General features: G+C 71.1%; 18 protein-coding genes and 3 pseudogenes. 10 read left to right on the top strand and 11 right to left on the bottom strand.

Annotation, left to right across the window (positions count from 1 at the left end; genetic code table 11):
• Window positions 1-332 precede the first annotated feature (332 nt).
• Window positions 333-1,178, bottom strand: a complete 846-nt coding sequence (locus ABZS54_RS26010; protein WP_355540727.1) for a serine/threonine protein kinase — start codon at window positions 1,176-1,178, stop codon at window positions 333-335.
• A 947-nt stretch (window positions 1,179-2,125) separates the two neighbouring features.
• Here ABZS54_RS26010 and trpS point away from each other — a divergent pair.
• Window positions 2,126-3,229, top strand: coding sequence for a tryptophan--tRNA ligase (gene trpS / locus ABZS54_RS26005; RefSeq protein ID WP_355540736.1), 1,104 nt, complete (start codon window positions 2,126-2,128; stop codon window positions 3,227-3,229).
• 53 nt (window positions 3,230-3,282) lie between these two features.
• Window positions 3,283-3,699, top strand: a complete 417-nt coding sequence (tsaA, locus tag ABZS54_RS26000; protein WP_355540724.1) for a tRNA (N6-threonylcarbamoyladenosine(37)-N6)-methyltransferase TrmO — start codon at window positions 3,283-3,285, stop codon at window positions 3,697-3,699.
• A gap of 101 nt (window positions 3,700-3,800) precedes the next feature.
• On the opposite strand, the gene ABZS54_RS25995 is transcribed toward tsaA, so the two are convergent.
• Entirely contained in the window at window positions 3,801-5,432 is a 1,632-nt protein-coding gene (locus tag ABZS54_RS25995; RefSeq protein ID WP_355540721.1) for an MFS transporter, read from the bottom strand.
• Window positions 5,433-5,627: 195 nt separating this feature from the next.
• Here ABZS54_RS25995 and ABZS54_RS25990 point away from each other — a divergent pair, with 195 nt between their 5' ends.
• Window positions 5,628-6,365, top strand: a complete 738-nt coding sequence (locus ABZS54_RS25990) for a TetR/AcrR family transcriptional regulator (RefSeq protein ID WP_355540718.1) — start codon at window positions 5,628-5,630, stop codon at window positions 6,363-6,365.
• Window positions 6,366-6,741: 376 nt separating this feature from the next.
• Window positions 6,742-8,871 (top strand): MMPL family transporter, encoded by a 2,130-nt coding sequence (locus ABZS54_RS25985; protein WP_355540715.1) that lies wholly within the window; start codon window positions 6,742-6,744, stop codon window positions 8,869-8,871.
• 163 nt (window positions 8,872-9,034) lie between these two features.
• On the opposite strand, the gene ABZS54_RS25980 is transcribed toward ABZS54_RS25985, so the two are convergent.
• The 3 genes and pseudogenes from ABZS54_RS25980 to ABZS54_RS25970 form a co-directional block, all read right to left on the bottom strand.
• The gene (locus ABZS54_RS25980) at window positions 9,035-10,663 is read right to left on the bottom strand and encodes an ABC transporter substrate-binding protein (protein ID WP_355540712.1); all 1,629 of its coding nucleotides are present in this window, start codon (window positions 10,661-10,663) and stop codon (window positions 9,035-9,037) included.
• A gap of 235 nt (window positions 10,664-10,898) precedes the next feature.
• Window positions 10,899-12,455, bottom strand: coding sequence for an alkaline phosphatase D family protein (locus tag ABZS54_RS25975; RefSeq protein WP_355540709.1), 1,557 nt, complete (start codon window positions 12,453-12,455; stop codon window positions 10,899-10,901).
• Between the two features lie 181 nt (window positions 12,456-12,636).
• Window positions 12,637-13,383 (bottom strand): annotated as a pseudogene (locus tag ABZS54_RS25970) (NADP-dependent oxidoreductase); the annotation flags it as partial.
• Between ABZS54_RS25970 and ABZS54_RS25965 the strand changes: the two are divergent.
• Together ABZS54_RS25965 and ABZS54_RS25960 are read left to right on the top strand one after the other, a co-directional pair.
• Window positions 13,383-13,793 (top strand): annotated as a pseudogene (locus ABZS54_RS25965) (helix-turn-helix domain-containing protein); the annotation flags it as partial. The pseudogenes ABZS54_RS25970 and ABZS54_RS25965 overlap by 1 nt on opposite strands.
• A gap of 115 nt (window positions 13,794-13,908) precedes the next feature.
• Window positions 13,909-14,706: an SGNH/GDSL hydrolase family protein gene (locus ABZS54_RS25960; RefSeq protein ID WP_355540706.1), complete on the top strand. Its 798-nt coding sequence runs from the start codon at window positions 13,909-13,911 to the stop codon at window positions 14,704-14,706.
• Between the two features lie 83 nt (window positions 14,707-14,789).
• Here ABZS54_RS25960 and ABZS54_RS25955 read toward each other — a convergent pair.
• Window positions 14,790-14,915: pseudogene (locus ABZS54_RS25955) on the bottom strand (ArsR family transcriptional regulator); the annotation flags it as partial.
• A gap of 283 nt (window positions 14,916-15,198) precedes the next feature.
• On the opposite strand from ABZS54_RS25955, the gene ABZS54_RS25950 reads away from it, so the two are divergent.
• From ABZS54_RS25950 to ABZS54_RS25940, 3 genes are all read left to right on the top strand, one after another.
• Complete coding sequence (locus tag ABZS54_RS25950) at window positions 15,199-15,561, top strand: YciI family protein (RefSeq protein WP_355540703.1); 363 nt, start codon at window positions 15,199-15,201, stop codon at window positions 15,559-15,561.
• Window positions 15,558-16,808, top strand: a complete 1,251-nt coding sequence (locus tag ABZS54_RS25945; protein ID WP_355540700.1) for a DUF6596 domain-containing protein — start codon at window positions 15,558-15,560, stop codon at window positions 16,806-16,808. Before ABZS54_RS25950 ends, ABZS54_RS25945 begins: the two co-directional genes overlap by 4 nt.
• Window positions 16,809-16,989: 181 nt before the next feature.
• Complete coding sequence (locus ABZS54_RS25940; RefSeq protein WP_355540697.1) at window positions 16,990-17,556, top strand: dihydrofolate reductase family protein; 567 nt, start codon at window positions 16,990-16,992, stop codon at window positions 17,554-17,556.
• A 28-nt stretch (window positions 17,557-17,584) separates the two neighbouring features.
• Here ABZS54_RS25940 and ABZS54_RS25935 read toward each other — a convergent pair whose 3' ends face one another.
• Window positions 17,585-17,902, bottom strand: coding sequence for a VOC family protein (locus ABZS54_RS25935; RefSeq protein WP_355540694.1), 318 nt, complete (start codon window positions 17,900-17,902; stop codon window positions 17,585-17,587).
• Window positions 17,903-18,099: 197 nt separating this feature from the next.
• On the opposite strand from ABZS54_RS25935, the gene ABZS54_RS25930 reads away from it, so the two are divergent.
• Window positions 18,100-18,714, top strand: a complete 615-nt coding sequence (locus ABZS54_RS25930) for a serine peptidase (RefSeq protein ID WP_355540691.1) — start codon at window positions 18,100-18,102, stop codon at window positions 18,712-18,714.
• Here the strand turns inward: ABZS54_RS25930 and ABZS54_RS25925 are convergent.
• From ABZS54_RS25925 to ABZS54_RS25910, 4 genes are all read right to left on the bottom strand, one after another.
• On the bottom strand, window positions 18,690-19,712 hold the full coding sequence (locus tag ABZS54_RS25925; RefSeq protein ID WP_355540688.1) for an aminotransferase class I/II-fold pyridoxal phosphate-dependent enzyme: 1,023 nt from the start codon (window positions 19,710-19,712) through the stop codon (window positions 18,690-18,692). The two genes, ABZS54_RS25930 and ABZS54_RS25925, sit on opposite strands and share 25 nt — an antisense overlap.
• A 241-nt stretch (window positions 19,713-19,953) precedes the next feature.
• The gene (locus ABZS54_RS25920) at window positions 19,954-20,568 is read right to left on the bottom strand and encodes a GNAT family N-acetyltransferase (protein WP_355540685.1); all 615 of its coding nucleotides are present in this window, start codon (window positions 20,566-20,568) and stop codon (window positions 19,954-19,956) included.
• A 131-nt stretch (window positions 20,569-20,699) separates the two neighbouring features.
• Complete coding sequence (locus ABZS54_RS25915) at window positions 20,700-21,128, bottom strand: nucleoside deaminase (RefSeq protein WP_355540682.1); 429 nt, start codon at window positions 21,126-21,128, stop codon at window positions 20,700-20,702.
• Window positions 21,129-21,139: 11 nt separating this feature from the next.
• A complete protein-coding gene (locus ABZS54_RS25910) occupies window positions 21,140-21,988 on the bottom strand; it encodes a TIGR03619 family F420-dependent LLM class oxidoreductase (protein WP_355540679.1) in 849 nt (282 codons plus the stop codon).
• Between the last annotated feature and the right edge of the window lie 43 nt (window positions 21,989-22,031).

The raw sequence follows: 22,031 nt of genomic DNA, 5'->3' as shown, positions 1-22,031 counted from the left end.
GCGGGGCCGGGTCGGCGCCGGTGACCCCGGACCCGGCCCGCCCCGGGGACGTTCGCCGCCTGCGGTGCGTTTTGCGGCGCGTTCGAGGCGGTACGGCCGGCCGCGGCGAAGGTGAGTGGCAGGACGGCGGACACACCCACGCCGAGCAGCGCGAAGCCGAGCTCGGCGGGCAGCGGGGAGTGCGCGGTGGCGACCAGGGTCGCGCCGACCGTGGCCAGGACCGCCGTCTGAACCGTACTGGACGGCGCCGTGCCGACCGCGCTCGACGAGGCTCGCGACGACCTGTTCGGCGGGCCGGGCGCTGAGTACGGCCGCCCGGTGTGTTGTGCGGGTCAGATCCGCCGGCTGCCGGAGAGCAGGCCCGCGGGCGCGACCGCGCACCACGCGTCGAAGAGTTCGGTGACGTTCGGGTAGCGCTCGGCCGGGTCGCGCCGGGTCGCCCGCTCGACCACGGCGAGTTGGGCCAGCGTGCCGCGCCAGGCCCGCTCCTCGTCGCCCGCGTCCAGCAGCAGGCGCAGGGTGCGGCCGAGTAGGAACACGGTGCCCGCCCGCGTGACCAGCGCGCCGCGGCGGCTGTGCTCGGGCGGCATGTAGCGGGTGGACCCGGACAGCCGGGCGGTGTCCAGCACGAACGGCGCGCTGCGGTACTCGTCCAGATCGATCAGGTGCACCCGGCGGGCGGCGAAGTCGTACAGCACGCAGCCGTCGTACCAGTCCACCCCGACGTAGCCGGCCGCGTCGATCAGGCGGTGCGCGTCGAGGATCGCGTCCAGCGCCGCGTGCACATCGTCCAGCGGCAGCGCGCGAAAGCGGGCGAGCGGCGAGGCCGCGCCGGTGCGCAATTGTTTGCCCGCGCGCTTGACCGTCGAGTGATACAGCACCTCGCCCGCGCGCCACGGCCCCACCGTCACGGGGATGCCGTTGGCGCTGAACGAGTGCAGCACCGGCACGATCGCCGGATGCCGGACATGCGCGTGCAGGTCGATCGCGCGACGCAGGCACAGGGCGGACGCGGCATTGGGGCCGGTCTTGACGAACCAGTTCCCCTCGGCGTGCACACCGTAGGAGACCGCACCCGAGTCCTGATCGCCGAAGGTCGTGTGCACGGTTCCGATCGAGCGCAGGAAATCGGCGGGATCCTGCGCGGTGTCGATGGCGTCGAGCAGTGGGTGCGGCACGGCGGTGGGCCTTTCCTGGCGGGTGTTCCGGACCCGCCGCCCGGGGTCGGCAGCGTGGACGGATCGAGCCTGTGGGCATCGGGTCCTTATAGGCGACGGTAGCGCCCTCTGGAAGGGCGATGGGGCGTTTTCGGTGGAAGCCCCGCAGATGAGGGGCCTGGCGGGGGTGGTCGGGGGCGGAAAGAAAACAGGATTTCGGGGGACCGTGTCGGAAAACACGGCAATTGTGCGCAAGCGCTCAAGGGCCGGTGCGGGGTGCCGCGCGGGCGGGCCCGCGGCTTGCTTTCGCCGTTCGGGGAAGGTCCGACGGGAGTGAGTGCGACCCGGTCCGACCCGGTCCAACCCGGTCCGACCCGACTCGGCCCGACTCGGCCCGACGAGGCGGAGCGCGGCGAAGCCGCCACGTCCCGCCTCGCCCGCCGCGCCGCGGAGACCTCCCCAAAGGCTCTCCGCAGGGCTCTTCATTTCGGTCCGGGGGTATCCCGCTCGATCGCCGGTCCGCAGCCGGTGATCGCACGCGGGAGCAGGGGAGTTGCCTGATCGTCGGCACCGGCCCGGACGAACCCGCCTTCGCCCGGCGCGAATCCCGACGCGACCGTGCAGCCGAACCCCTTTCGGGCCGGCACGCTCCGACGCCGACGGCCGCCACCCCATCAGGGGCGCGATCGCGCCGGCAACCGGGTCGGCCGGTGGTCGTCGGTGGGTCGGCCGGGTGGGTCTGTCGTCGTCGGAGGGTGGGGGCGGTATGGTGGGGAGATGTTGTGTGCAGGGGGTCTGAGTTGGTGGCGCTCCACTTAGGAGCGACCGCCATTTGCGCATGGGTCGTTCGGACGGACGGCCCTTTTTTGTGCCCTGGTTCAGGGCGGTGCCGTCGGACGGCGACCGACCTATCGACCAGGGGAGAGATCATGAACGGCACACCGAACAGCACGGCCGACGCGAGTGTCATGACCGCGGCACCGGCCACCCCGGCGGACCCGATCGATGCGACGGATCCGATCGGGACGAGCGCCGCGCAGGCCCGGAGTCTGGTGCTCGAAGAGCGGATTCGTCGCGAACCCGGGGCTTTTCGCGTACTCACCGGCGACCGCCCGACGGGACGCCTGCATCTGGGCCACTACTTCGGCACCCTGCACAACCGGGTGCGCCTGCAGAACCTCGGCGTCGAGCAATACCTGATCATCGCCGACTACCAGGTGCTCACCGATCGCGACGTCGCGGACCGCCTGGTCGAGTACGTCGAGGGCCTGCTGCTCGACTACCTGGCCGTCGGGATCGACCCGGACCGGACCACGATCTTCACGCACAGCGCGATCCCGGCGCTCAACCAGCTGCTGCTGCCGTTCCTCAGCCTGGTCTCGGTCGCCGAGTTGGGCCGCAATCCGACCGTCAAGGACGAGATCGCGCACTCGCGACAGGCCGCCGTCAGCGGGTTGATGTTCACCTATCCCGCGCACCAGGCGGCCGACATCCTGTTCTGCAAGGGCAATCTGGTCCCGGTCGGCCAGGACCAGTTGCCGCATCTGGAGCTCACCCGCACCATCGCCCGCCGATTCAACGACCGCTACCCGGCGGGCGGGCGACCCGTCTTCCCCGAGCCCGAGGCGCTGCTGTCGGCCGCCCCGCTGCTGCTCGGCACCGACGGCACCAAGATGAGCAAGAGCCGAGGCAACTCGATCGCGCTCGCGGCCACGGCGGACGAGACGGCCAAGCTGATCCGGGGTGCCAAAACCGACGCCGACCGGCACATCACCTACGACCCCGAGACCCGTCCGGAGGTCTCCGGCCTGGTCCTGCTGGCCGCACTGTGTCAGGGACGGGACCCACACCGGGTCGCGGAGGAGATCGGTACGGCGGGCGCCGCCGCGCTCAAGCGCACCGTCACCGAGGCGGTCAACGAGTTCCTGGCCCCGATTCGGGCGCGTCGAGCCGAGTACGCGCGCGACCTCGGCCAGGTCCGGCGCATCCTGCACGCGGGCAATGAGCGGGCGAACGCGGTGGCCGACTCGACACTGCGCGAGGTGCGAAGCGCGATGATGAGCCTCTACTGAGCGACGAGCCGTCGGCGGTAGGGCCGGCGGGTCGCAATGAGGAGGTGGTCCCGGTGACTCGGGACGTGTACACGGTGCGACCCATCGGCATCGTCGAATCGGCGCTCGTGGACCGGAGTTCGGCACCTCGTCAGGCCGACGAGGGGGCGCCCGACGCGTGGCTGGTCTTCGAGGAGGAGGTGCGCGCGGGACTCGGCGACCTGCGCGCGGGCGACGAGGTCGTCCTGCTGACCTGGCTGGACCGGGCGGGCCGCGACGTGCTGAGCGTGCATCCGCGCGGCGACCGGGAGCGGCCGGCCACCGGCGTGTTCAGCACCCGCTCGCCGGACCGGCCGAACCCGATCGGACTGCACCGGATCGTCATCACCGAGGTCGACGACCTCAGGCTGCACGTGCGCAACCTCGAAGCGATCGACGGCACCCCGATCCTGGACGTCAAACCCGTCCTGGGCCCGGAGCCCGAACGCTGACACGCACCGGCCGCACAGCCGGGAACGGGCGCCCCGAGCAAGCCCGTTCCCGGCGTCGGCCACTCGGCCGCCGCGGCCGTCGAGCCACCGCACCCGCCCGCTCAGACCGCGACCTTCGCCAACGCCGCGTCCGCTTCGTCGCCCACCGCCGCCCGGGGCCGATCCCGCATCAGCCACGCCACCAGCACGGCCGACCCGAGCAACATCGCCGACCCGGTCCACAGCGCCGGATGCAGGCCGTCCATGAACGCCGTCGTCGCGGCCTCGCGGACCGCCGGCGGCGCACCGTCCAGGTGCCCGATCCCGCCTCCACCGCCCGAGGTACTGGCGTCGACGATCCGGCGCGCGTCGTCCGCCGGGACCCGCGCGTCGGCCAACAGCTCGGTCAACCGGCTCGACAGGCGCCCGGTGAGCACCGCGCCGAGTGCGGCTATACCAACCACGCCGCCCAATTCGCGGGCGGTGTTGGTGACCGCCGAGGCCATGCCGGCCCGGGCCGGTTCGACCCGCGACATCACCGCGACCGAGATCGGCGTGAAGCACAACCCCATGCCCGCGCCGAGGAACGGCAACACCCAGAAGAATTCCGGGTAGGACACGTCCTTGCCGTAGCAGGAGAGTCCGCCCAGCGCGACGCCGCACAGGGTCAACCCGGCCACGAGCGGCACGCGCGGCCCGATCCGGCCTGCCAACTGCCCGGAGATCGGCGCCGCGATCATGATCGCCAGCGTGGACGGCAACGACGCGAAACCCGCCTCGGTGGGCGTGTACCCGAGCACGTCCTGCATGTACAGGCCGAGGAAGAACAACGCGCCGAACATCCCGAAGCTCACCGCGAAGCCGCCCCACATGGCGGCACCGATCACCCTGTCGCGCAGGAAGCCGAGGTCGAGCATCGGTTGGTCGACCCGCAGTTCGACACACACGAAGGCGATCAGCGCGACCACGGCCAGTGCGGCGGCGCCGAGCACGCGGGCCGAGGTCCAGCCCTGCGCCGGGCCCTCGATCAGCGCGAACACCAGCGCGCCGACGGCCGGTACGCCCAGAAGCAGTCCCGGCACGTCGAAGCGACCGCGGCGTTCCGCGAATTCGGGGAGAACCCAGGCGCCGATCACGATCCCGGCGATGCCGACCGGCACGTTGATCCAGAACACGCTCGCCCACCCGAACGTGTCCACCAGCGGGCCGCCGATGGCCGGGCCGAGCGCGAGCCCGGCGCCGGAGACCCCCGACCAGATGCCGATGGCGCGGGCCCGCTCCCGGTCGTCGGTGAACACGTGTCGAATGATCGACATGCTGCCGGGCAACAAGAGCGCGCCGCCCACACCCTGGACCGCGCGTCCGGCGATCAGGGCCGTCAGCGAACCGGCCAGTGCGCAGGCGATGGAGCCTGCCGTGAACACGCCGAGGCCGATCAGGAACACCAGACGCCGGCCGTACCGGTCACCCAGGGTGCCGCCGGTCAGCAGCAGTGCGGCGAAGACCAGGCTGTAGCCCTCCATCACCCATTGCAGTCCGCTGACCCCCGCGCCGAGGTCGCGGTCGATGCTGGGCAGCGCGTTGGACACCACGACGTTGTCGAGCATGGCCACGAACAGCGCGACGCACAGTGTGGCCAGAATCAGCCCCTTGCGCGGCGCACCGACCTGCGTCGATGCGGTCCGGGTGGGGTGGCCCGGCGTGGCGGAGGGGGGTTCGGGTCCCGGTATCGGTCCCAGGGAATCGTGCGCCATGGTCGCTCCCTAACAGTGTTAGTCACTATCTAACGGTGTTAGATTGCACTTCGTCGGGCATCGACGCAAGAGGATTGACCGGGTCCGGGGGCGGACGTGATCCGAATGCGGAAGAGGAATGACCTGAATCCGAAGGAGGATGGACCCGACCGGGTCGGCGGCGACACCCGCCGGGGTCGACGACAAGGAGTGGGCATGACGGGCAAGGGCCGGGCGCCGACGGACGGCGCGCGACGGCGGCCGGCGGTGACGCTCGACGCGTTGGTCCGGGCGGGACTGGTCGTGCTGGAGCGCGACGGCCTCGACGCGCTGTCGATGCGCTCGGTGGCGGCCGAACTCGGCGTGCGGGCGCCGTCGCTGTACTGGCACGTGCGGGACAAGGAGGAACTGCTCGACCTGCTCGCCGATGGACTACTCGGGATCGGCGTCCCCGCACTACCGCCGATCCGCGGCGACTGGCGGGTCGAACTGCGCGAACTGGCCTGGGCGTTCCGCGGGTTCCTGAACCACAGGCGGGACTCCGTGCGGGTGTTGATAGGCCGCTTCCCGTCCGGCCCCGGGATGGCCGCGGTGATGGAGCATCAGCTCGCCATGCTGGACCGGGCCGGGTTCGGCCGGCAGGACGCGGCGTACATCACCTACGGCCTCGGTACGCTGGTGACCGGGTTCGTGTACGGCGAGCAACGACCGGTATCGGCGGCGGTGGTCGCCGGGGTGCCCGTCCGCGAGGCGGTGACCGCGATCGGTGACGCGATCGCGGCCTTCCCGGCGGACACCTACCCGCACCTGGTGGCGACGGCGCGCGAGCTCACCGGGCCGCACATCGACGAACGCTTCGAGTTCGTCCTCGAACGGTTCCTGGACGGCCTGGCTGTGCTGCCCCGGAATCCGAAGCACGACGGGGGAGGGGCGACTGCGGCCGAAGACGCCTGACCGGATGGGCCGGCCGGCGGTGATCGACGGCGCGAGAGCGAGCCCGCGCCGTCGTTCTGCCGCCGATATGCCCTCCCAATTCAGCGAGTTCACGATGTATTAACCCGCCCTGTGCCCAACTGGGGGTTAATCGGTGGACGGTGGGACTGTCCATCAGGGACAATCCGCCGTCGGACTGCCGGCAAGCGATGAGTTTCGGGGCGCCGTGCAGTCTGAACTCCTGTAGAAACACAGAAATTTCGACACCGACCGGTTGGCTCCGGGAGGGGTCGTGGACAGTCTCGATCGCCCGGTCACGGAGCCGGCGTAGAGCTGACTCCATGTTGTCGATCGACCGCTGCTTCCTTGGAATCAGCCCATCAGCTGGGGGAAACACATGAACCGGATCAAGGCGCTTGCGGCGTTGCCGTGCGGGCGTCGATCCAAGTGGGTCGTGCTGGCCTTGTGGTTGGTGTTGCTCGTTGCGGCAGCACCGCTTTCGGCCAAGCTGACCGACGCTCAGAACAACGAGGTCTCGTCGTGGCTGCCCGCCGAGGCCGAGTCCACGAAGGTGATCAACGAACAGAAGGACTTCCGCCCGGACACGACGGTGCCCGCCGTCGTGGTCTACGAGCGCACCTCCGGCCTGACGCCGGACGACACGAAGGCGATCGCCGACGACCGGGCCAAGTTCGGCACCGCCAAGGGCGTCACGAACAAGGTCGAGGACGCGCGGTTCGATCCGCAGAACAAGGCCGCGCAGGTCCTGGTTCCGATCACCATCAAGGCCGGTGGCTGGAACGACCTCGGTGACGCGGTCGACGCGCTCGAGGAGAGCCTGAAGGACAACCCGGACGGGCTCAAGTCGTACGTCACCGGCCCGGCCGGGCTCGGCGCGGACCAGGCCGCCGCGTTCGAGGGCATCGACGGAACGCTGCTGTACGCGACCCTCGGCGTGGTCGTGCTGATCCTGCTGTTCACCTACCGCAGCCCGGTGTTGTGGCTGCTCCCGGTGATCTCGGCGGTCGCGGCGCTGTTCACCGCGCAGGCCGTGGTGTACGTGTTCACCAAGGCCGGCCTGGTCGTCAACGGCCAGAGCGCGGCGATCCTGACCGTGTTGATCTTCGGCGCGGGCACCGACTACGCGTTGCTGCTGATCGCCCGCTACCGCGAGGAACTGCATCGGTACGAGGACCGGCACGAGGCGATGGCGGCGGCGCTGTTCCGCGCCGGACCGGCGATCGTGGCCAGCGCAGCGACGGTCGGCGTCGGCATGTTGTGCCTGATGGCCGCGGAGATGCAGTCCACCAAGGGCCTGGGCCCGGTCTGCGCGCTCGGTGTGGTGGTCGGCCTGATCGCGATGACCACGCTGCTGCCCGCGCTGCTCGTGATCGTCGGCCGCTGGGTGTTCTGGCCGGTCCGCCCGGCCTACGAGCCGGACGCGATCACGCACGACGAGAACGGCATCTGGGCCAAGGTCGGCCGGCAGATCGCCCGCGGCCCGCGCCTGGTGTGGATCGTGACCGCGGTCATCCTCGGCGTGATGACCATCGGCCTGACCAACCTCAACGGTGACGGCATCGCCAACAAGGATTCGTTCACCGACAAGCCGCAGTCGATCACCGGCCAGGAGATCTCCGAGCGCTACTTCCCGGCGGGCTCCGGGGACCCGATCGTGGTGATCGGCCGTGAGTCGGCCGCGACCGCGCTGATGCAGACGCTCCAGACGACCCCCGGGATCGCTCCCGAGGGGGTCCGCCGGACCGGCGCGGCCAACGGGCGGGTGCAGATCGAGGGCGTGATGAGCGCGTCGCCCGACTCGGCGGCGGCCAAGGACACCGTCAAGCGGGTTCGCACCGCGCTGCACGCGGTCCCGGACGGCGCGGCCAAGGTCGGCGGCGGCACCGCGACCCAGATGGACGTCGCCAAGGCGTCCGAGCACGACGACAAGGTGATCATCCCGCTCATCCTGCTCGTGGTGCTGATCGTGCTCGGGCTGCTGCTGCGGGCGGTGATCGCACCGCTGGTGCTGATCGCCACCGTGGTGTTGTCCTTCGCCGCGGCGCTGGGCATCAGCGTGTTCACCTTCGAGCACCTGCTCGGCTTCGAGGGCACCGACGTGGGCTTCCCGCTGTTCGTGTTCGTCTTCCTGGTGGCCCTGGGCATCGACTACAACGTGTTCCTGATGAGTCGGGTGCACGAGGAGTCGAAGAAGCACGGGACCAGGCGCGGCGTGCTGATCGGTCTGTCCGCGACCGGTGGCGTGATCACCTCGGCCGGCCTGGTGCTGGCGGCCACGTTCGCGGTGCTCGGCACGTTGCCGATCGTCGCGTTCGCCGAGATGGGCTTCACCGTCGCGCTGGGCGTGTTGCTGGACACCTTCATTGTGCGCTCGGTCCTGGTCACCGCGCTGGGCCTGGACATCGGTCGCAAGATCTGGTGGCCGAGCAAGCTCGCGCAGCACCCGGACGAGGACGAGCCCAAGGCCGGCGGCGACGGCGACCGGGAGGGCGTCCTGGTCGGCTGAACCGGCACGGCGCCGATTCGTTGATCGGGGTCTGCTGATCGAGGGTGGTGGGCGGATGGCACGCGCCCACCACCCTGTCGTCTCCACCCGGTGGAGACTCAAGTCCCCATCCTCCCCCCCGAGTCGCGAGCCTACGAGTTCGCGACCCGGGGTTCGGCCCCGATCAGCCCTTGAGGCCGATCCGGTCCATCAGCACCATGCCGTCGTTGGTCAGCACCATGCCCACCACCGTCGACCGGTGGAACCCGGTCACCACCGAGGACTGGTAGGTCCACAGCGGCGCGTCCTGCTTGAGCTGCGCGGCGACCGCCGTGTACGCGGCCTTGCGCTGGGCCGGGTCGTTGGTGGTCCGGGCCTTGTCCAGGTTCTGGTCCACCGTGGGGTTGGCGTACAGCAGGTAGTTGTTCGGGCTGGTGCTGTAGAGGTTCACGTACAGCCCGGGCTCGGCGTCCGAGAGGTAGTAGCTGAACATCGCGGCCTGGTAGTTCTTGTTGATCACGATGTCGGTCTGGAACGCGGCGATCGGCATCGGTGCGATCTTGACCGTGACGTTCTTCAGCCCCTGGAGCGAGGTCATGATGTATTCGGCGGTCCGCTGCGCGTTCGCGTTCTGCGGTATCGAATACGTGAAGTTCAGCGGCTTGCCCTCGGCCTCCAACTCGTTCAGCAGCCGCTGTGCCTCCGCACGGTCGGTGCGCTGCACGGTCTCGGTGCCGGCCTCCACCAGCGGGCTGTCCGGCGGGAAGATGCTGTGCGTGGGCGTGCCATTGCCGCTGAAGGAGATCTTGTTCACCTCGTTCGCGTCCAGCGCGAGCTGCACCGCGCGACGGGCGCGCACGTCGTCGAAGGGAGCACGCTTGTTGTTGAAGTAGAGCGACTCGCCGCCGATGATCGTGACGGTCTTGGTCTCCAGGCCCTTCTGCTTGGCCTTGACCGGGTCCTCCGCGTTGACCGAGACCTTCAGATCGGCGCCGCCGGAGAAGACCGTCTCCAGGGCCTGGGTGCTGTCCTGGATGATCTTGAACACCACGGTGTCGGCGTAGGGCTTGCCCGCCCCCTGCCAGTAGCCGGGGTTCTTGACGAAGGTCATGTGGTCGCCGTTGGTCCACTCCTTGAACGTGTACGGACCCGCGCCGACCGGGTTGCGGGCGAAGCCGGCCGAATCCTTCTTGTACGCGGTGGGCGAGACGATGAAGGACAGGTTGGAGGCGACGATGTGGTCGAAGTTGGCGTTCGGGCCGGTCAGCGTGATCTTGAGGGTCGTGGGGTCGACCACCTCGGTCGTCTTGACCGCCGCGATCGTGCCGGCCTGGTACGACTTGCGCGCCGGCGCGGCGTGCTCGTCCCAGGTGAACTTCACCGCCGCCGCGTCGTAGGGGGTGCCGTCGGAGAACTTCACGTTCGGCTTGATTTTGAGCGTCCAGGACGCGTTGCCCGGGTCCGGGGTCAGGCTCTCGCCGATCTGCGGCATCACCTTGCCGGTCTTGGCCTCGTGCCAGAACAGTGAGTCGTAGACCGCGTTGAGCCGGCTGTTGTCGGTGTACGAGTTGCTCAGCGCGCCGAACGGGTCCATCGAGCGCATGTCGCTCGCCATCGCCACGGTCAACGTTCCGCCGCCCTTGGGCGCGACGGTGGAGGTGTCCGGATTCTCGGCCGCCTTGTCGTCGCCCCCGCCGCACGCGCCGAGCACCAGGCACGCGGTGACGGCGGGCACCACGGTGCGAAAGGCGCGTGCGCCGGCCGGGCGTCGGGACGGTTCGTCGGGGAGCGGATTCCGGCGTGTCGTGTCCATGCGTATGCCTCGCTTCGATCTGTGCGTCGACCCCCGAGGGGCAACCGGTGGCGGAGCATATTCGAAGCCTCGAACGATCTTTGTCGCGCTTTTTCGGGTACTGATGGATGTTTCGCCCGCCACCGCCCCACCGGAGGCCGCGAGCAGGTTCTGTGCCGCGCGGCCCGGCTGCCCACGCGCGAAGGCCCTCGTCCGCCGACGAGGGCCTCCGGTTCCGGCGGGTGCGGCCGTAGGGTCAGCGCACCGGGCGCAGCGTCCTGCTCCACAGCACGGTGGAGGCGCCGTCGCGCAGATTGACCGTCAGGTTGCCCGAGGGGCCGTCGATCTCGACCTCGCCGAAGTGTTGGAAGCCCTCCAGAGGCGAGTAGTTCGCGCGCGGCGGAGCGTGCACGAACTCGGCCCTGGGACCGAACGTGCCGTCCAGCGCGTTGGGACCGAACGCGCCCGCGTTCAGCGGACCCGAGACGAACTCCCAGAACGGGTCGAAGTCCTGGAACGCCGCCCGGGACGGGTCGTAGTGGTGCGCCGCGGTGTAGTGCACGTCGGCGGTCAGGAACACGATGCCGCGCACGCCGCGCCGCTGCGCCGTGCGCAGGATCGTGGCGAACTCCATCTCGCGACCCAGCGGCTTGCCGGGGTCGCCCTGCGCGACGCCCTCCTGCGCGGCGGCGCCGTCCGGCACCACCAGGCCCAGCGGCAGGTCGTTGGCGATCACCTTCCAGGTGGCCCGGCTCTGTGACAGGCCCTCGATCAGCCACTGGCGCTGCCGGTCGCCGAGCAATCCGCGCTTGGGATCGGCGTAGCGGTTGTCGTCGTTGGGGTCCTTGTAGGTGCGCATGTCCAGGACGAACACGTCCAGGTGCCGGCCGTAGGACAACTTGCGGTAGACCCGGTCGTCACCGATCGGCACCCACTCGCGGAACGCCTGCCCGGCGCGCGCGGCGAGCACGTCGACACGCTTCTCGGTGTAGCGGGCGTCCTCCAGGATCTGGCCCGGATACCAGTTGTTGCGCACCTCGTGGTCGTCCCACTGGTTGATCTGGGCGACTTCGGCGGCGAACGCGCGGTAGTTGCGGTCGAGCAGGTTGTACGCGAACTGGCCCCGGTACTCGGTCAGCGACTCGGCGACCTTGGACTTCTCCGGGGTGACCACGTTGTGCCAGATCCGGCCGTCGGGCAGCGGGACGCTCTCCACGAGCGGGCCGTCCGAGTAGACCGTGTCGCCGCTGTTGAGGAAGAAGTCCGGATGCAGCCGGCGCATCTGCTCGAAGATCGTCATGCCGCCGATGTCCGGGTTGCTGCCCCAACCCTGGCCGACGGTGTCGCCGGACCACACGAACCGCACGCCGGAGCGGCTGCGCTCGCTCGGCGCGGTCAGCAGCGAACCGGTCACCGCCTCGCCGGCCGCACCGCGCTCGCCCTCGACCCGGACGCGGTAGTGGATTCGCCGTCCGGACGGCAGATCGCGCAGCCGCACCCGCCCGGTGAGGTCGCCGTCCGGGGTCAGCCACGGACCCCGCACGCGGTGCGCGTCGCGCAGGTCGGGCCGGGTGCCGTATTCGACTATCAGCCGACCGGGTCGATCGGCGCGGCCCCACACGATCGCCGAGGACGCGGTGGCGTCGCCGCTCTGCACGCCGTGACTCAGGCTCGGTCGGCCGGAGGCCACATAGGCCGGCGCGTTCGATGTCGAGGCCGAGGCCGAGGCGGCGCCCACCACGGGGGTGATCGCCAGGCCCGCGCCGACGACGGAGCCGGTGCGCAGGAGGGTCCTTCTGTCCACTGAGGTCATGGACATGTGTGTAGTGGCGCCGAGCGACGTATCGGCGAACGCGGGTTGGCCGGCTCGTCAAGTCTGGTCGGCGGGCCGGGAATCGGCGGCGGCGCCGTGCTCGCGCCACGGACATCCGTGGGCCCGCCACGCCTCGGACGCCGCGCCGAGTCCGGCCCGCGGCAGGGCCCGGGTGATCGCGCTACTCCACCACGGTCAGCACGATCTTTCCGCACGTGCGCCCGCGCTCGCCCAACTCGTGCGCCCTGCCCGCCTGCTCCAGCGGCAGCACCGCGTCGATCACCGGCCGCAGCAGGCCCGCCTCGGCCAGCGCCGCGATGGTGTTCAACCCGCCCTGATCCGGTTCGACGATGGTGAACCCCGCCCGCAGCCCCGCCGCCTCCGCCACCGGCACCAACTCCACCTCCGCCGGCGACGCCAGCGAGACCAGCAGCCCGCCCGGCCGCAACGTCCGCAGCGAGCGCGGCCCGTACTCGCCGCCGATGGTGTCCAGCACGACGTCCACGTCGCGCACCACCTCGGCGAAGTCGACGCTCGTGTAGTCGATCAGCTCGTCCGCACCGAGCTTGCGCAACAACTCGTGCCTGGCCGCGCGGGCGGTACCGATCACATACGCGCCGCGGGCCTTGGCGATCTGCACCGCGAAATGGCCCACACCACCGGCCGCCGCGTGGATCAGCACCCGCTGACCGGGCCGTACCTCGGCCGCGTCCACCAGCGACTGCCACGCGGTGAGCGCGGCGACCGGCAGCGCCGCCGCCTCCACGTGCGACAGCGTGACCGGCTTGTGGGCCAGATGCCGGGCCGGCGAGGTGACGAACTCGGCGTAGGTACCGGCCGGCTGCGGCAGTCGGGGCATGCCGAACACCTCGTCGCCGGGCCGGAAGACGCTGACGCCCAGGCCGACCGACTCGACCACGCCCGACACTGACGCCGCCGTGGCGCGAGGGCGGCCAGGCCCAGTTCATCGAACGCCCGGTGCCGGAGCCGTCCTCGGCCACCACCCCGGCGACCCGGGCCTGGGCGCTCGAACACCTGCACCGCCCGCTGTCGTTGGCCGAACTGGCCGAGCACGCGCGGATGAGCGTACGCACCTTCACCCGGCGCTTCCGGGACGAAGTGGGCATGACCCCCGGCCAGTGGCTGACCCGGCAACGCGTCGAACACGCCCGCCGGCTCCTGGAGACCACCGACCTGACCGTGGACCGGATCGCCGACCGGGCGGGCTTCGGCACCGGCGCCTTGCTGCGCCGGCACCTGGTCGCCACCATCGGGGTGCCGCCGATGACCTACCGCCAGACCTTCCGTACCCACCAGCCGGTGCCGGCGCGCGGATGAGGCACCGGTGCCGCGCCCGCCGGGCCGTCCTTCCCATGGGTGAGTGCGATCAAGCCGGTCCCTGCTCCGACCGATACCTCCGACAACGTGACCACGTTCCGGAGGAGATCCACCCGTGCCGTCGCCGTCCCGTATCGCCGCGTCCATCGCCGCCGCCGCGGTCCTCACGCTCGCCGGAGGCATCGCATACCCGGCTCCCGCCGCACCGGTCTCGCGCTACGCGGCGCTGGGCGACTCGTACAGTTCGGGCGTCGGCGCGGGCGACTACCTCACAGGCGGCGGCGACTGCAAGCGCAGCGCGAACGCCTACCCCGCGCTGTGGCAACAGGCGCATGCGGCAGCCGAGTTCGCGTTCGTGGCGTGTTCCTCGGCGACCACGGCGGATGTGCGCGCCCGGCAACTGTCCGCGGTGACCGGCGACACCACGCTGGTGACGATCAGCGTCGGAGGCAACGACATCGGCTTCGCGGACACGATCGAGACCTGTGTGCTCGGCGGCGACCGGGACTGCTCGGACGCGGTGGCGAGGTCCACGGCGTACGCGCGCGACCGGCTGCCGGCCGATCTGGACGCGACCTACGCGCAGATCCGCCGCCAGGCCCCGGACGCGCGGCTGGTGGTGCTCGGGTATCCGCGCCTGTTCGAAACGGGCAGCTGTCTCCTGGGGTTGAGCGTGGCCAAGCGGCGCGCGCTGGACGACGCGGCCGACGTGGTGGCGGACATCACGGCGCACCGGGCGGCGGCCGGCGGCGCGGAGTTCGCCGACGTCCGGGACCGCTTTGCGGGGCACGGGGTGTGCGCGGCGGACGAGTGGCTGCACGGGCTGACGCTGCCGGTCGACGAGTCGTACCACCCGACGGCCACGGGCCAGGCCAAGGGCTACCTCCCGGGCCTGGTCGCACTCACCGGCTGACGACCCGCGGGCGCCGGACGGGCATGCCGGCGGGACGGACCGGGGCGGCCTCGAACGACGCCCGGCCGGGACGGTCGGGCGGGTCAGCCGCGCCCGTCGGCCAACACCTCGCCGAGCGTGGTGCGTCGATAGTGCACGGAGCGGCCCACCCGCAGGCCGGTGATCAGGTCGGCGCGGCGCAGCACGGCCAGGTGGTCGCCGACCGTGCCCAGACCGAGGTTGAGCCGCGCGGGCGGCGGCAGGGGGTGGCGTGTCGGAGGCCGCCGTTCGGGGTTGTTCGGGGGCAGGCACGGCCGGGTGGGCTCGTTTGCGGCGGATCGATCCGACATTCTGTCCGCCGGGATGTCGAGAACCGTCGACCCGCTCCGACCCGGATACGAGCGGCCCGCCCGGCGACTCGGCGAAGCGATCCCGAGCACCCGATCGGGGCGCGCCGGTCGGACCGGGGCACCCGGCCCGACCGAACCGAACCAGAACGTCCAGGAGTCACCGATGAAGTTCATGCTGCTGATCCACAACCGCCCCGGCTTCGTGGAGGAACTCTCCGAGGCCGAGCGCACCGAGCTGTTCGGCGAGGTCGACGCGCTGATGGCCGAGCTGACCGCGTCCGGGGAACTGCTGGGCGGCGAGGCGCTGGCCGACCCCGCGCAGACCCGGACCGTGCGGGTCCGGGACGGGGTGCCGGCGGTCACGGACGGACCGTTCGTGGAGGCCAAGGAGCACTTCGCCGGCTATCTGCTGGTCGAGTGCGAGAGCACCGAGCGGGCCGTCGAGATCGCCGCGCGCTGGCCGGACGCCCGCTACTGGGCGATGGAGGTCCGCCCGGTGATGACCGGTTCAGGGACGGAGATGTGAGCCGGGACGCGCACGTCGAGGGCCTGCTGCGGGAACTGACCCCGCAGGTTCTCGGCGTGCTCGTCCGCCGGCACGGCCAGTTCGACGCGTGCGAGGACGCGGTCCAGGAGGCGCTGCTCGCGGCCACCGTGCAGTGGCCCGTGGAGGGCGTCCCGGACAGTCCGTGGGGCTGGCTGCTCACCGTGGCCGACCGGCGGCTGATCGACCACTGGCGCAGCGAGCGGGCCCGACGCAACCGCGAGGAGCGGCTCGCCGCGCAGGCTTCGGCCGACGAGTGCGTCTCGCCCGCACCCGACGACGCCGCGGCCGGCGACCGCGACGACACGCTGACCCTGCTGTTCCTGTGCTGCCACCCGGCGCTGACCGGGGCCTCGCAGGTCGCGTTGACGCTACGTGCGGTCGGCGGCCTGACCACCGCGCAGATCGCCGACGCGTTCCTTGTGCCCGAGAGCACCATGGCGCAGCGGATCAGCCGGGCCAAGCAGCGGATCAAGGCCGCAGGCGCTCGCTTCGGCACGCCGGCCGGGCCGGAGCCGATGGAGCGGGTGGGCGCGGTGTTGCACGTGCTCTATCTGATCTTCAACGAGGGCTACACGGCCGGCTCTGGCCCGGACCTGCTCCGCACCGACCTGACCGCCGAGGCGATCCGGCTCACCCGTGCGGTGCGCCGGTTGCGGCCGGACGACGGCGAGGTGTCCGGGTTGCTCGCGCTGATGCTGTTGACCGATGCCCGCCGAGCCGCGCGCACCGCGGCGGACGGCGGGCTGATCCCGCTGGCCGAGCAGGATCGGAGCCGCTGGAACGCGACGGCGATCCGGGAGGGCACCGAGTTGGTCACCGATGCGCTCACGTGGGGGCCGCCGGGCCCGTACCAGCTTCAGGCCGCGATCGCCGCGGTACACGCGGAGGCGGCGCACGCCCAGGACACGGACTGGCCGCAGATCCTCGCGCTGTACCGGCTGCTCGATCACCTGTCGCCGGGCCCGATGGTCACCCTCAACCGCAGTGTCGCGACGGCGATGGTGCACGGCCCGAAAGCCGGCCTGGAGTTGCTCGACACGCTGGCCGAGGACGACCGGATGACCGAGCATCACCGGGTCTGGGCGGTACGCGGTCACCTGCTCGAACTGACCGGCGACGGCGAGGCGGCCCGGGAGGCGTACCGCGAAGCGGCCCGCCGAACCACCAGCCTGCCGGAGCGGCGCTACTTGGAGATACGCGCGGCGCGCACGGTGGGCGGCTCGTGACCGGCGCGCCGCACGGGGGCGCGCACCGGCGCCCGCCCGCCCCCTGCTTGCCCGGCCGTTCGCCGGGGAACTCTCGTCGAGAGCTTTTTTCCGGGAATCCGTCCGGAGATGTCGAGGACGGGGGATCGACTCCGACCTCCCCGTGAGAACAGCGGAGACCGGCACAGTCAGGAGCCCCGAAATGCGCAAGATCCTCTACATGGTCCACCAGTCGCTCGACGGCTACATCGAGGGCCCGAACGGAGAATTCGACTGGCCGATGATGGGACCGGAGCTGTCCGACTTCGGGCAGATCCTCAACGACGGGGCCGACACATTCCTGTACGGCCGTGTGGTGTGGGAGATGATGTCCGGCTACTGGCCGATCGCCGAGACGATCTCCACCGATCCGCACGACCTGCGGTTCGCGCCGATCTGGCGCGCGACCCGCAAGGTGGTCGTCTCGAACACGTTGGACCGGGCCGAATGGGGCGCCGAGGTGATCGGCAAGAACCTGGCGGAGGACGTCACCGCACTCAAGAACGAGCCCGGCAAGGACATCCTGCTCAACGGCGGTTCCGAGCTCGCCAACACGCTCACCGGCCTCGGCCTGATCGACGAGTACCTGATCTTCGTGCACCCGGTGATCCTGGGCGGTGGCAAGCCGGTCTTCCGGCCCGGCGACACCCGGTATCCGCTGCGCCTGGTGGACTCGCGCACGTTCGACGCGCGTACCGTGATGCTGCGCTATGCCCGGGTCGGCGAGTAGAGGCGGTCGGCCGGGAAATCCGGGCGGCTCAGCCCGGAAGCTCGCCGGCGGCGCGATCGGCGAGCCAGGCGTGCAACGCGGTCCGCGCCTCGGCGGCGTCCTGCTCGGTCAACGGGCGGGACTGGTGGGTGATTTCCAGATGCACGCCGTTGGGGTCGAAGCAGTACACCGAGTACCAGACGCCCTCGTGGTCGATCGGGCCCCGGACCTCGACCCCGTGTCGGCGGATCTGCTCGGCCATCGCGTCGACCTCGGCGACGGAGTCCACGGCGAGCGCGACGTGCCGGGTCCACCATTCGAGACCGTCGGGCACGGGCGCGTAGTCCTTGGCCACATCGATCGTCACCGGACGCCTTCACGACTTCTCCTGCGTTCGACTGGACGACCGGGCGGTCGTCCTCGGCGGACGGCCCGAGGGCGGGGTCGGTGGTTGGGATGTGCGGACCGGAGCCCTGTGCGCCTCCATCGCGTCGGGGGCGGAGGTCTATGCGGTGGCCGGAGTCGTGCTCGATCACGAACTCCCGGTGCTGACAGGTGATTCGGATGGTCGGGTGGCGGATGGCGGCGCTGGAACTGCCGCCGGTGACCGTGCAGGGCCGACTGACCGTGCCGCTGCGGCAGGTCGCCCAGGCCGTCGCGGTCCGGTTTCGGCTCGACGGGCGGCTGACCCACCTATTCATGTCGCTGTTCGTGCGCGAGGTGACCACTTACCTGCGGGAGGCGGATGCGCCGGCGCGGATCGCCGCCCGTGAGGAGGTGGCCGCGTGCATCGCCGCGCACCGGCCGCGCGTGGTGATCGCGCACTCGCTCGGCACGGTCGTCGCCTACGAGGCCCTGCACGCCCATCCCGAGTTGGAGCTCGATCTCCTGGTCACCCTCGGCTCGCCGCTGGCCCTCCCGCACGCGGTCTTCCACCGCTTGCGGCCGATTCCGGACGGCACCGGCAGCCGTCCCCCCGGTGTGCGTCGTTGGGTGAACGTGGCCGATCACGGGGATCCGGTGGCGATCCCGCGGCCGTTCACCGCGTACTTCCCGGAGGTCGACCTCGATCTGGCCGAGAGCATCGGCCTGTTCGCCTTCCACCCGGCGACGAACTATCTCGGCTCGGCCGCGGTTGCCGCTGCGGTGGCGCCCTATCTGGCGCCGGTTCGGGAGTGACCTGGGCGCGTGACGGGCCCCGGATGCGCGGCGGGCCGGCCGGTACCGATGCGGGTTCCGGTGCGGTCCCCGACCAGGGTCGCGAGGCGGTCCAGGCCGTGGTCGATCGTCGCCGGGTCGAGCGTGCCGCAGGACAGCCGCAGGCGGTGGGTGGGTCCGATGCCCGGGTCGTAGAAGTGCGCCATCGGCGTCCACAGCACGCCGTACTCGCGCGCGGACAACTCCACCAACTCGTCGTCGGCCACGAACGGCACGGTCAGCACGACGAGGAAGCCCCCGTCCGGGCTGGTCCAGTGCACCCGATCCGCGGCCGGACCGCGGCCGAACCGGGCGGCGAGGCCGTCCAGCAGGTGCGCCGGATTGCCGATTCGGCCGAGTGGACCGGGGCGGCCTGTCTCGGCGAACGAGCCGACGTGTACGACGCGTTGGCGGGTGTCCAGAGCCTCCAGCGTCGGTGGTCGGCGATCGCCGGCGACGTGGATCAGGCCGTACGGGTTGTCCTCCAGCAGCAGCAGATTCAACTCCAGTGCGGTGGAGAGGAGTTCTCGCCGGGCGGGCTGGTCCAGACCGATTCCGGACGGGTTGGCGAAGTCCGGGACCACGTACAGCGCGCGTGGGCGCAGGCCGGCCGCGCGGGCGCCGTGCACCTGCGCCGCGAGGTCGTCCAGGTCGACGCCGCGCGGGCCGTCCGCGACCGGGAGCACCGGCACATCGGCCCGCCGGGCCGCGTCGGTCAGTCCGAGGTAGGCGGGGGCGACCGCCAGCACCACGTCCCGATCCGAGCCGCGCAGCACCCGCAGTACCCGGCACAGCGCGTCCCGGCCGGCGGCGGTCGGCATGCCCGCCGCGGTGATTCCGTACGGGCGCCCGGTCGCGAAGGAGATCGCCTTCGGGTGGCGGCCGGCCACGTCGTCGAGCAGGGTCGTGGAGCGCAGGATCGGGTCCGCGAGCACGGGGTCGGGCCCGTCGAGGGTCGATTCGCCACCGGTGTGCGTCATCGCGGGCCCCTCTCCGGTCGGCCGTCGGCCGGGGCCCGCGGTACCCACCGGCGCACCGCCGAGATGCCACGTGCTGCCCGGGCCGCCGGGTAGGCGACGAGGCTAGGAGGTGAACGGGGCCGGCGGGCGGCATCTGAGCAAAACGTGAGGTTTCCGGGGTGTGAGCGACGCGGGGGACCGGAGGGGGTGGACTCGGCTCGAACCGGGGCGAGTTGGCTCGGTTCGGGTCGGCGCGTTCGGTTCAGCTCTTGCGGGCCGGGCGCCACATCGTGGTGACGACGTGTCCGGTGTCGAGGGTGACGGTGTCGAGCGGGGTGAAGCCGGCTCGTCCGTAGCGGGCGTGGTTGGCCGGGTTGCACGACTCCAGGTAGGCCGGTGCGCCGAGGGCGTCGATGCGGTTCAGGCTTTCGGCGAGCAGGCCCATGCCCAGCCCGCGGCCCCGGTGGTCGTCGTGGGTGGTGAGCAGGCTCAGGAAGAAGTGCGGTTCGGTGGGTTGTGCGGCGCCGAGCAGTTCGAGGATCCGCAGGACTCGATCCGCCGTCGCCCGGTCGCTGCTGTCGGCCAGGAAATTTTCCAGACCGTCCGTCTCGTCGGCCGACAACTCGCTCCCGCCCGGCGGGATCCACAGGGCCACCGCCTCGACGTGCTCGGTCACCAGCGCCCAGGGATAGCGCAGGGCCGACGTCGCGAACAGCCGCCACATCGCCGCGGCTTGCCCGGCCCGACGGTCGACGTCCGGGAAGGGCGGGCCCCACATCGGGTCGTCGAAGAACGCGGTGGTCAGGGTGGCGACGATCGCGTCGATGTCCTCGGTCGTCGCCACGCGTGCGGGGACGGGGATATATGGAGTGCCCACGTGTGCAGCGTAGATAACCGGGCGAGCCGAGGCGTGCGGGCAGTGGGAGCGCGGGGGGCGGGCGCGCCCCGGTCGCGCGGTCGGGCCGGGCGGCCCGCCGCACCAGTCGGGGCCGTGCCTCTACCCGAGGGTCACCGGTAGTACCCCACGACCACTTCGCGTACCTCTTCGAGCAGTGCCGGGCCGACCTGTGGCACGGGGGGCTGGCCGCTGCTCGGCCTGATGTCCAGGAGTTGTTCGTTGGACAGTGCGAACACCACCCGGCGCAGGCCCGCCCGTTGGATGACCGCCTCGCACATCTCGCACGGCTGGCAACTCGTGTACATCGTGGTCTCGGCCGCCGTGGCCGTGTCCAACTCCCGTGCGGCCCACCTCGCGAGCTTCAGTTCCGGGTGGGCGGTGATGTCCTTGTCGGTGAGCGTCGTGTTGTGCGCCTCCGCCAGGACCTTCCCGTCCGGTCCCGCCAACAGCGATCCGAACGGCGGGTTCCCGCCCGAGCGGGCCTCGGCCGCGAGTGCGATGGCCTGCCGGAGGAGAGTGTGGTCGTCGAATGTGGTCACGATTGCTCCGTTCACGTGCGGGGGGTGTGGAACCGTGCGGCGACCGTGGCGAGTGCCTGCCAGGCCGCCTGCGGGTGGCATGTCTCGCGAGGGTCGCCGCCGTACGGGTCGAGGACGACGGTCTCGGCGCCCAGCAGGCGCAGTTGCTCGAGGTCGTCGACGATCTGGTCGATCGTGCCCTCCCCGGCGAGCCGTTGCCATCCGCCGACCGGTGTCGCGGTGGGTTTGAGGGCGATTCGAGGGGCGAATCCGGGCATGGGAAGGTTTTCCTCGTCCGCGAAGGTCTCCAGCTTGACCAGGGCTTCGCGGAGCCACGGCATGGTGCAGCGCAGCGGATGCCACGCGTCGCCGAGCCGTACGGCCCGGCGCAGCCCCGCGTCGCTGTGGCCGCCGACCCACACCGGGATGGTCCCGTTCCCATATGCGGCCGTGTCCGCCCAGGCCGCCCGAACGGCCCGCAGGTGGTCGTCGGTCAGTCGGCCGCGTCGTTCGAACGGGATCCCGAGCGCGGCGAATTCCTGTCGTGCCCAGCCCACCCCGACGCCGAGGACGAACCGGCCCCCGCTGAGCTCGTTCAGGTTGGCCGCCATCCGGGCGGTGAGCAACGGGTGCCGGTAGGGCGCGATGAGGACCGTCGTGCCGAGCCGGACCCGCGTGGTGATGCCGGCCAGCCAGGACAGCGTGGTGAAAGGCTCGTAGAAGGGCGCCGGATACCGCTCGGCGACGTCGGGGGTGATGGCGACGTGGTCCGACACCATCAGTAGGTCGAAACCCAGACCTTCCACGGTCCGGGCCCAGTTCCGCAGGACTCCCGGGTCGGTGCCGGGGCCGAAATTGAGGACGTTGACTCCGATCTTCACGACGTCGAGCCTAGCCAGGCGTCAGGGATCTTCAGAAGGGAAT

This window comes from Embleya sp. NPDC005575 (assembly GCF_040605455.1).
Taxonomy (GTDB): Bacteria; Actinomycetota; Actinomycetes; order Streptomycetales; family Streptomycetaceae; genus Embleya.
Note: the sequence above shows the minus strand (reverse complement) of the source record. Positions and strands in the feature narration are given on the sequence as shown.

What these genes read in the sequence shown, in the direction of transcription:
- trpS (WP_355540736.1), top strand. Translation starts at nt 2,126, where the DNA reads ATGACCGCGGCACCGGCCACCCCGGCGGACCCGATCGATGCGACGGAT.
- ABZS54_RS25995 (WP_355540721.1), bottom strand. Translation starts at nt 5,432, where the DNA reads ATGGCGCACGATTCCCTGGGACCGATACCGGGACCCGAACCCCCCTCC.
- ABZS54_RS25990 (WP_355540718.1), top strand. Translation starts at nt 5,628, where the DNA reads ATGACGGGCAAGGGCCGGGCGCCGACGGACGGCGCGCGACGGCGGCCG.
- ABZS54_RS25985 (WP_355540715.1), top strand. Translation starts at nt 6,742, where the DNA reads ATGAACCGGATCAAGGCGCTTGCGGCGTTGCCGTGCGGGCGTCGATCC.
- ABZS54_RS25980 (WP_355540712.1), bottom strand. Translation starts at nt 10,663, where the DNA reads ATGGACACGACACGCCGGAATCCGCTCCCCGACGAACCGTCCCGACGC.
- ABZS54_RS25975 (WP_355540709.1), bottom strand. Translation starts at nt 12,455, where the DNA reads ATGACCTCAGTGGACAGAAGGACCCTCCTGCGCACCGGCTCCGTCGTC.
- ABZS54_RS25950 (WP_355540703.1), top strand. Translation starts at nt 15,199, where the DNA reads ATGAAGTTCATGCTGCTGATCCACAACCGCCCCGGCTTCGTGGAGGAA.
- ABZS54_RS25940 (WP_355540697.1), top strand. Translation starts at nt 16,990, where the DNA reads ATGCGCAAGATCCTCTACATGGTCCACCAGTCGCTCGACGGCTACATC.
- ABZS54_RS25930 (WP_355540691.1), top strand. Translation starts at nt 18,100, where the DNA reads ATGGTCGGGTGGCGGATGGCGGCGCTGGAACTGCCGCCGGTGACCGTG.
- ABZS54_RS25925 (WP_355540688.1), bottom strand. Translation starts at nt 19,712, where the DNA reads ATGACGCACACCGGTGGCGAATCGACCCTCGACGGGCCCGACCCCGTG.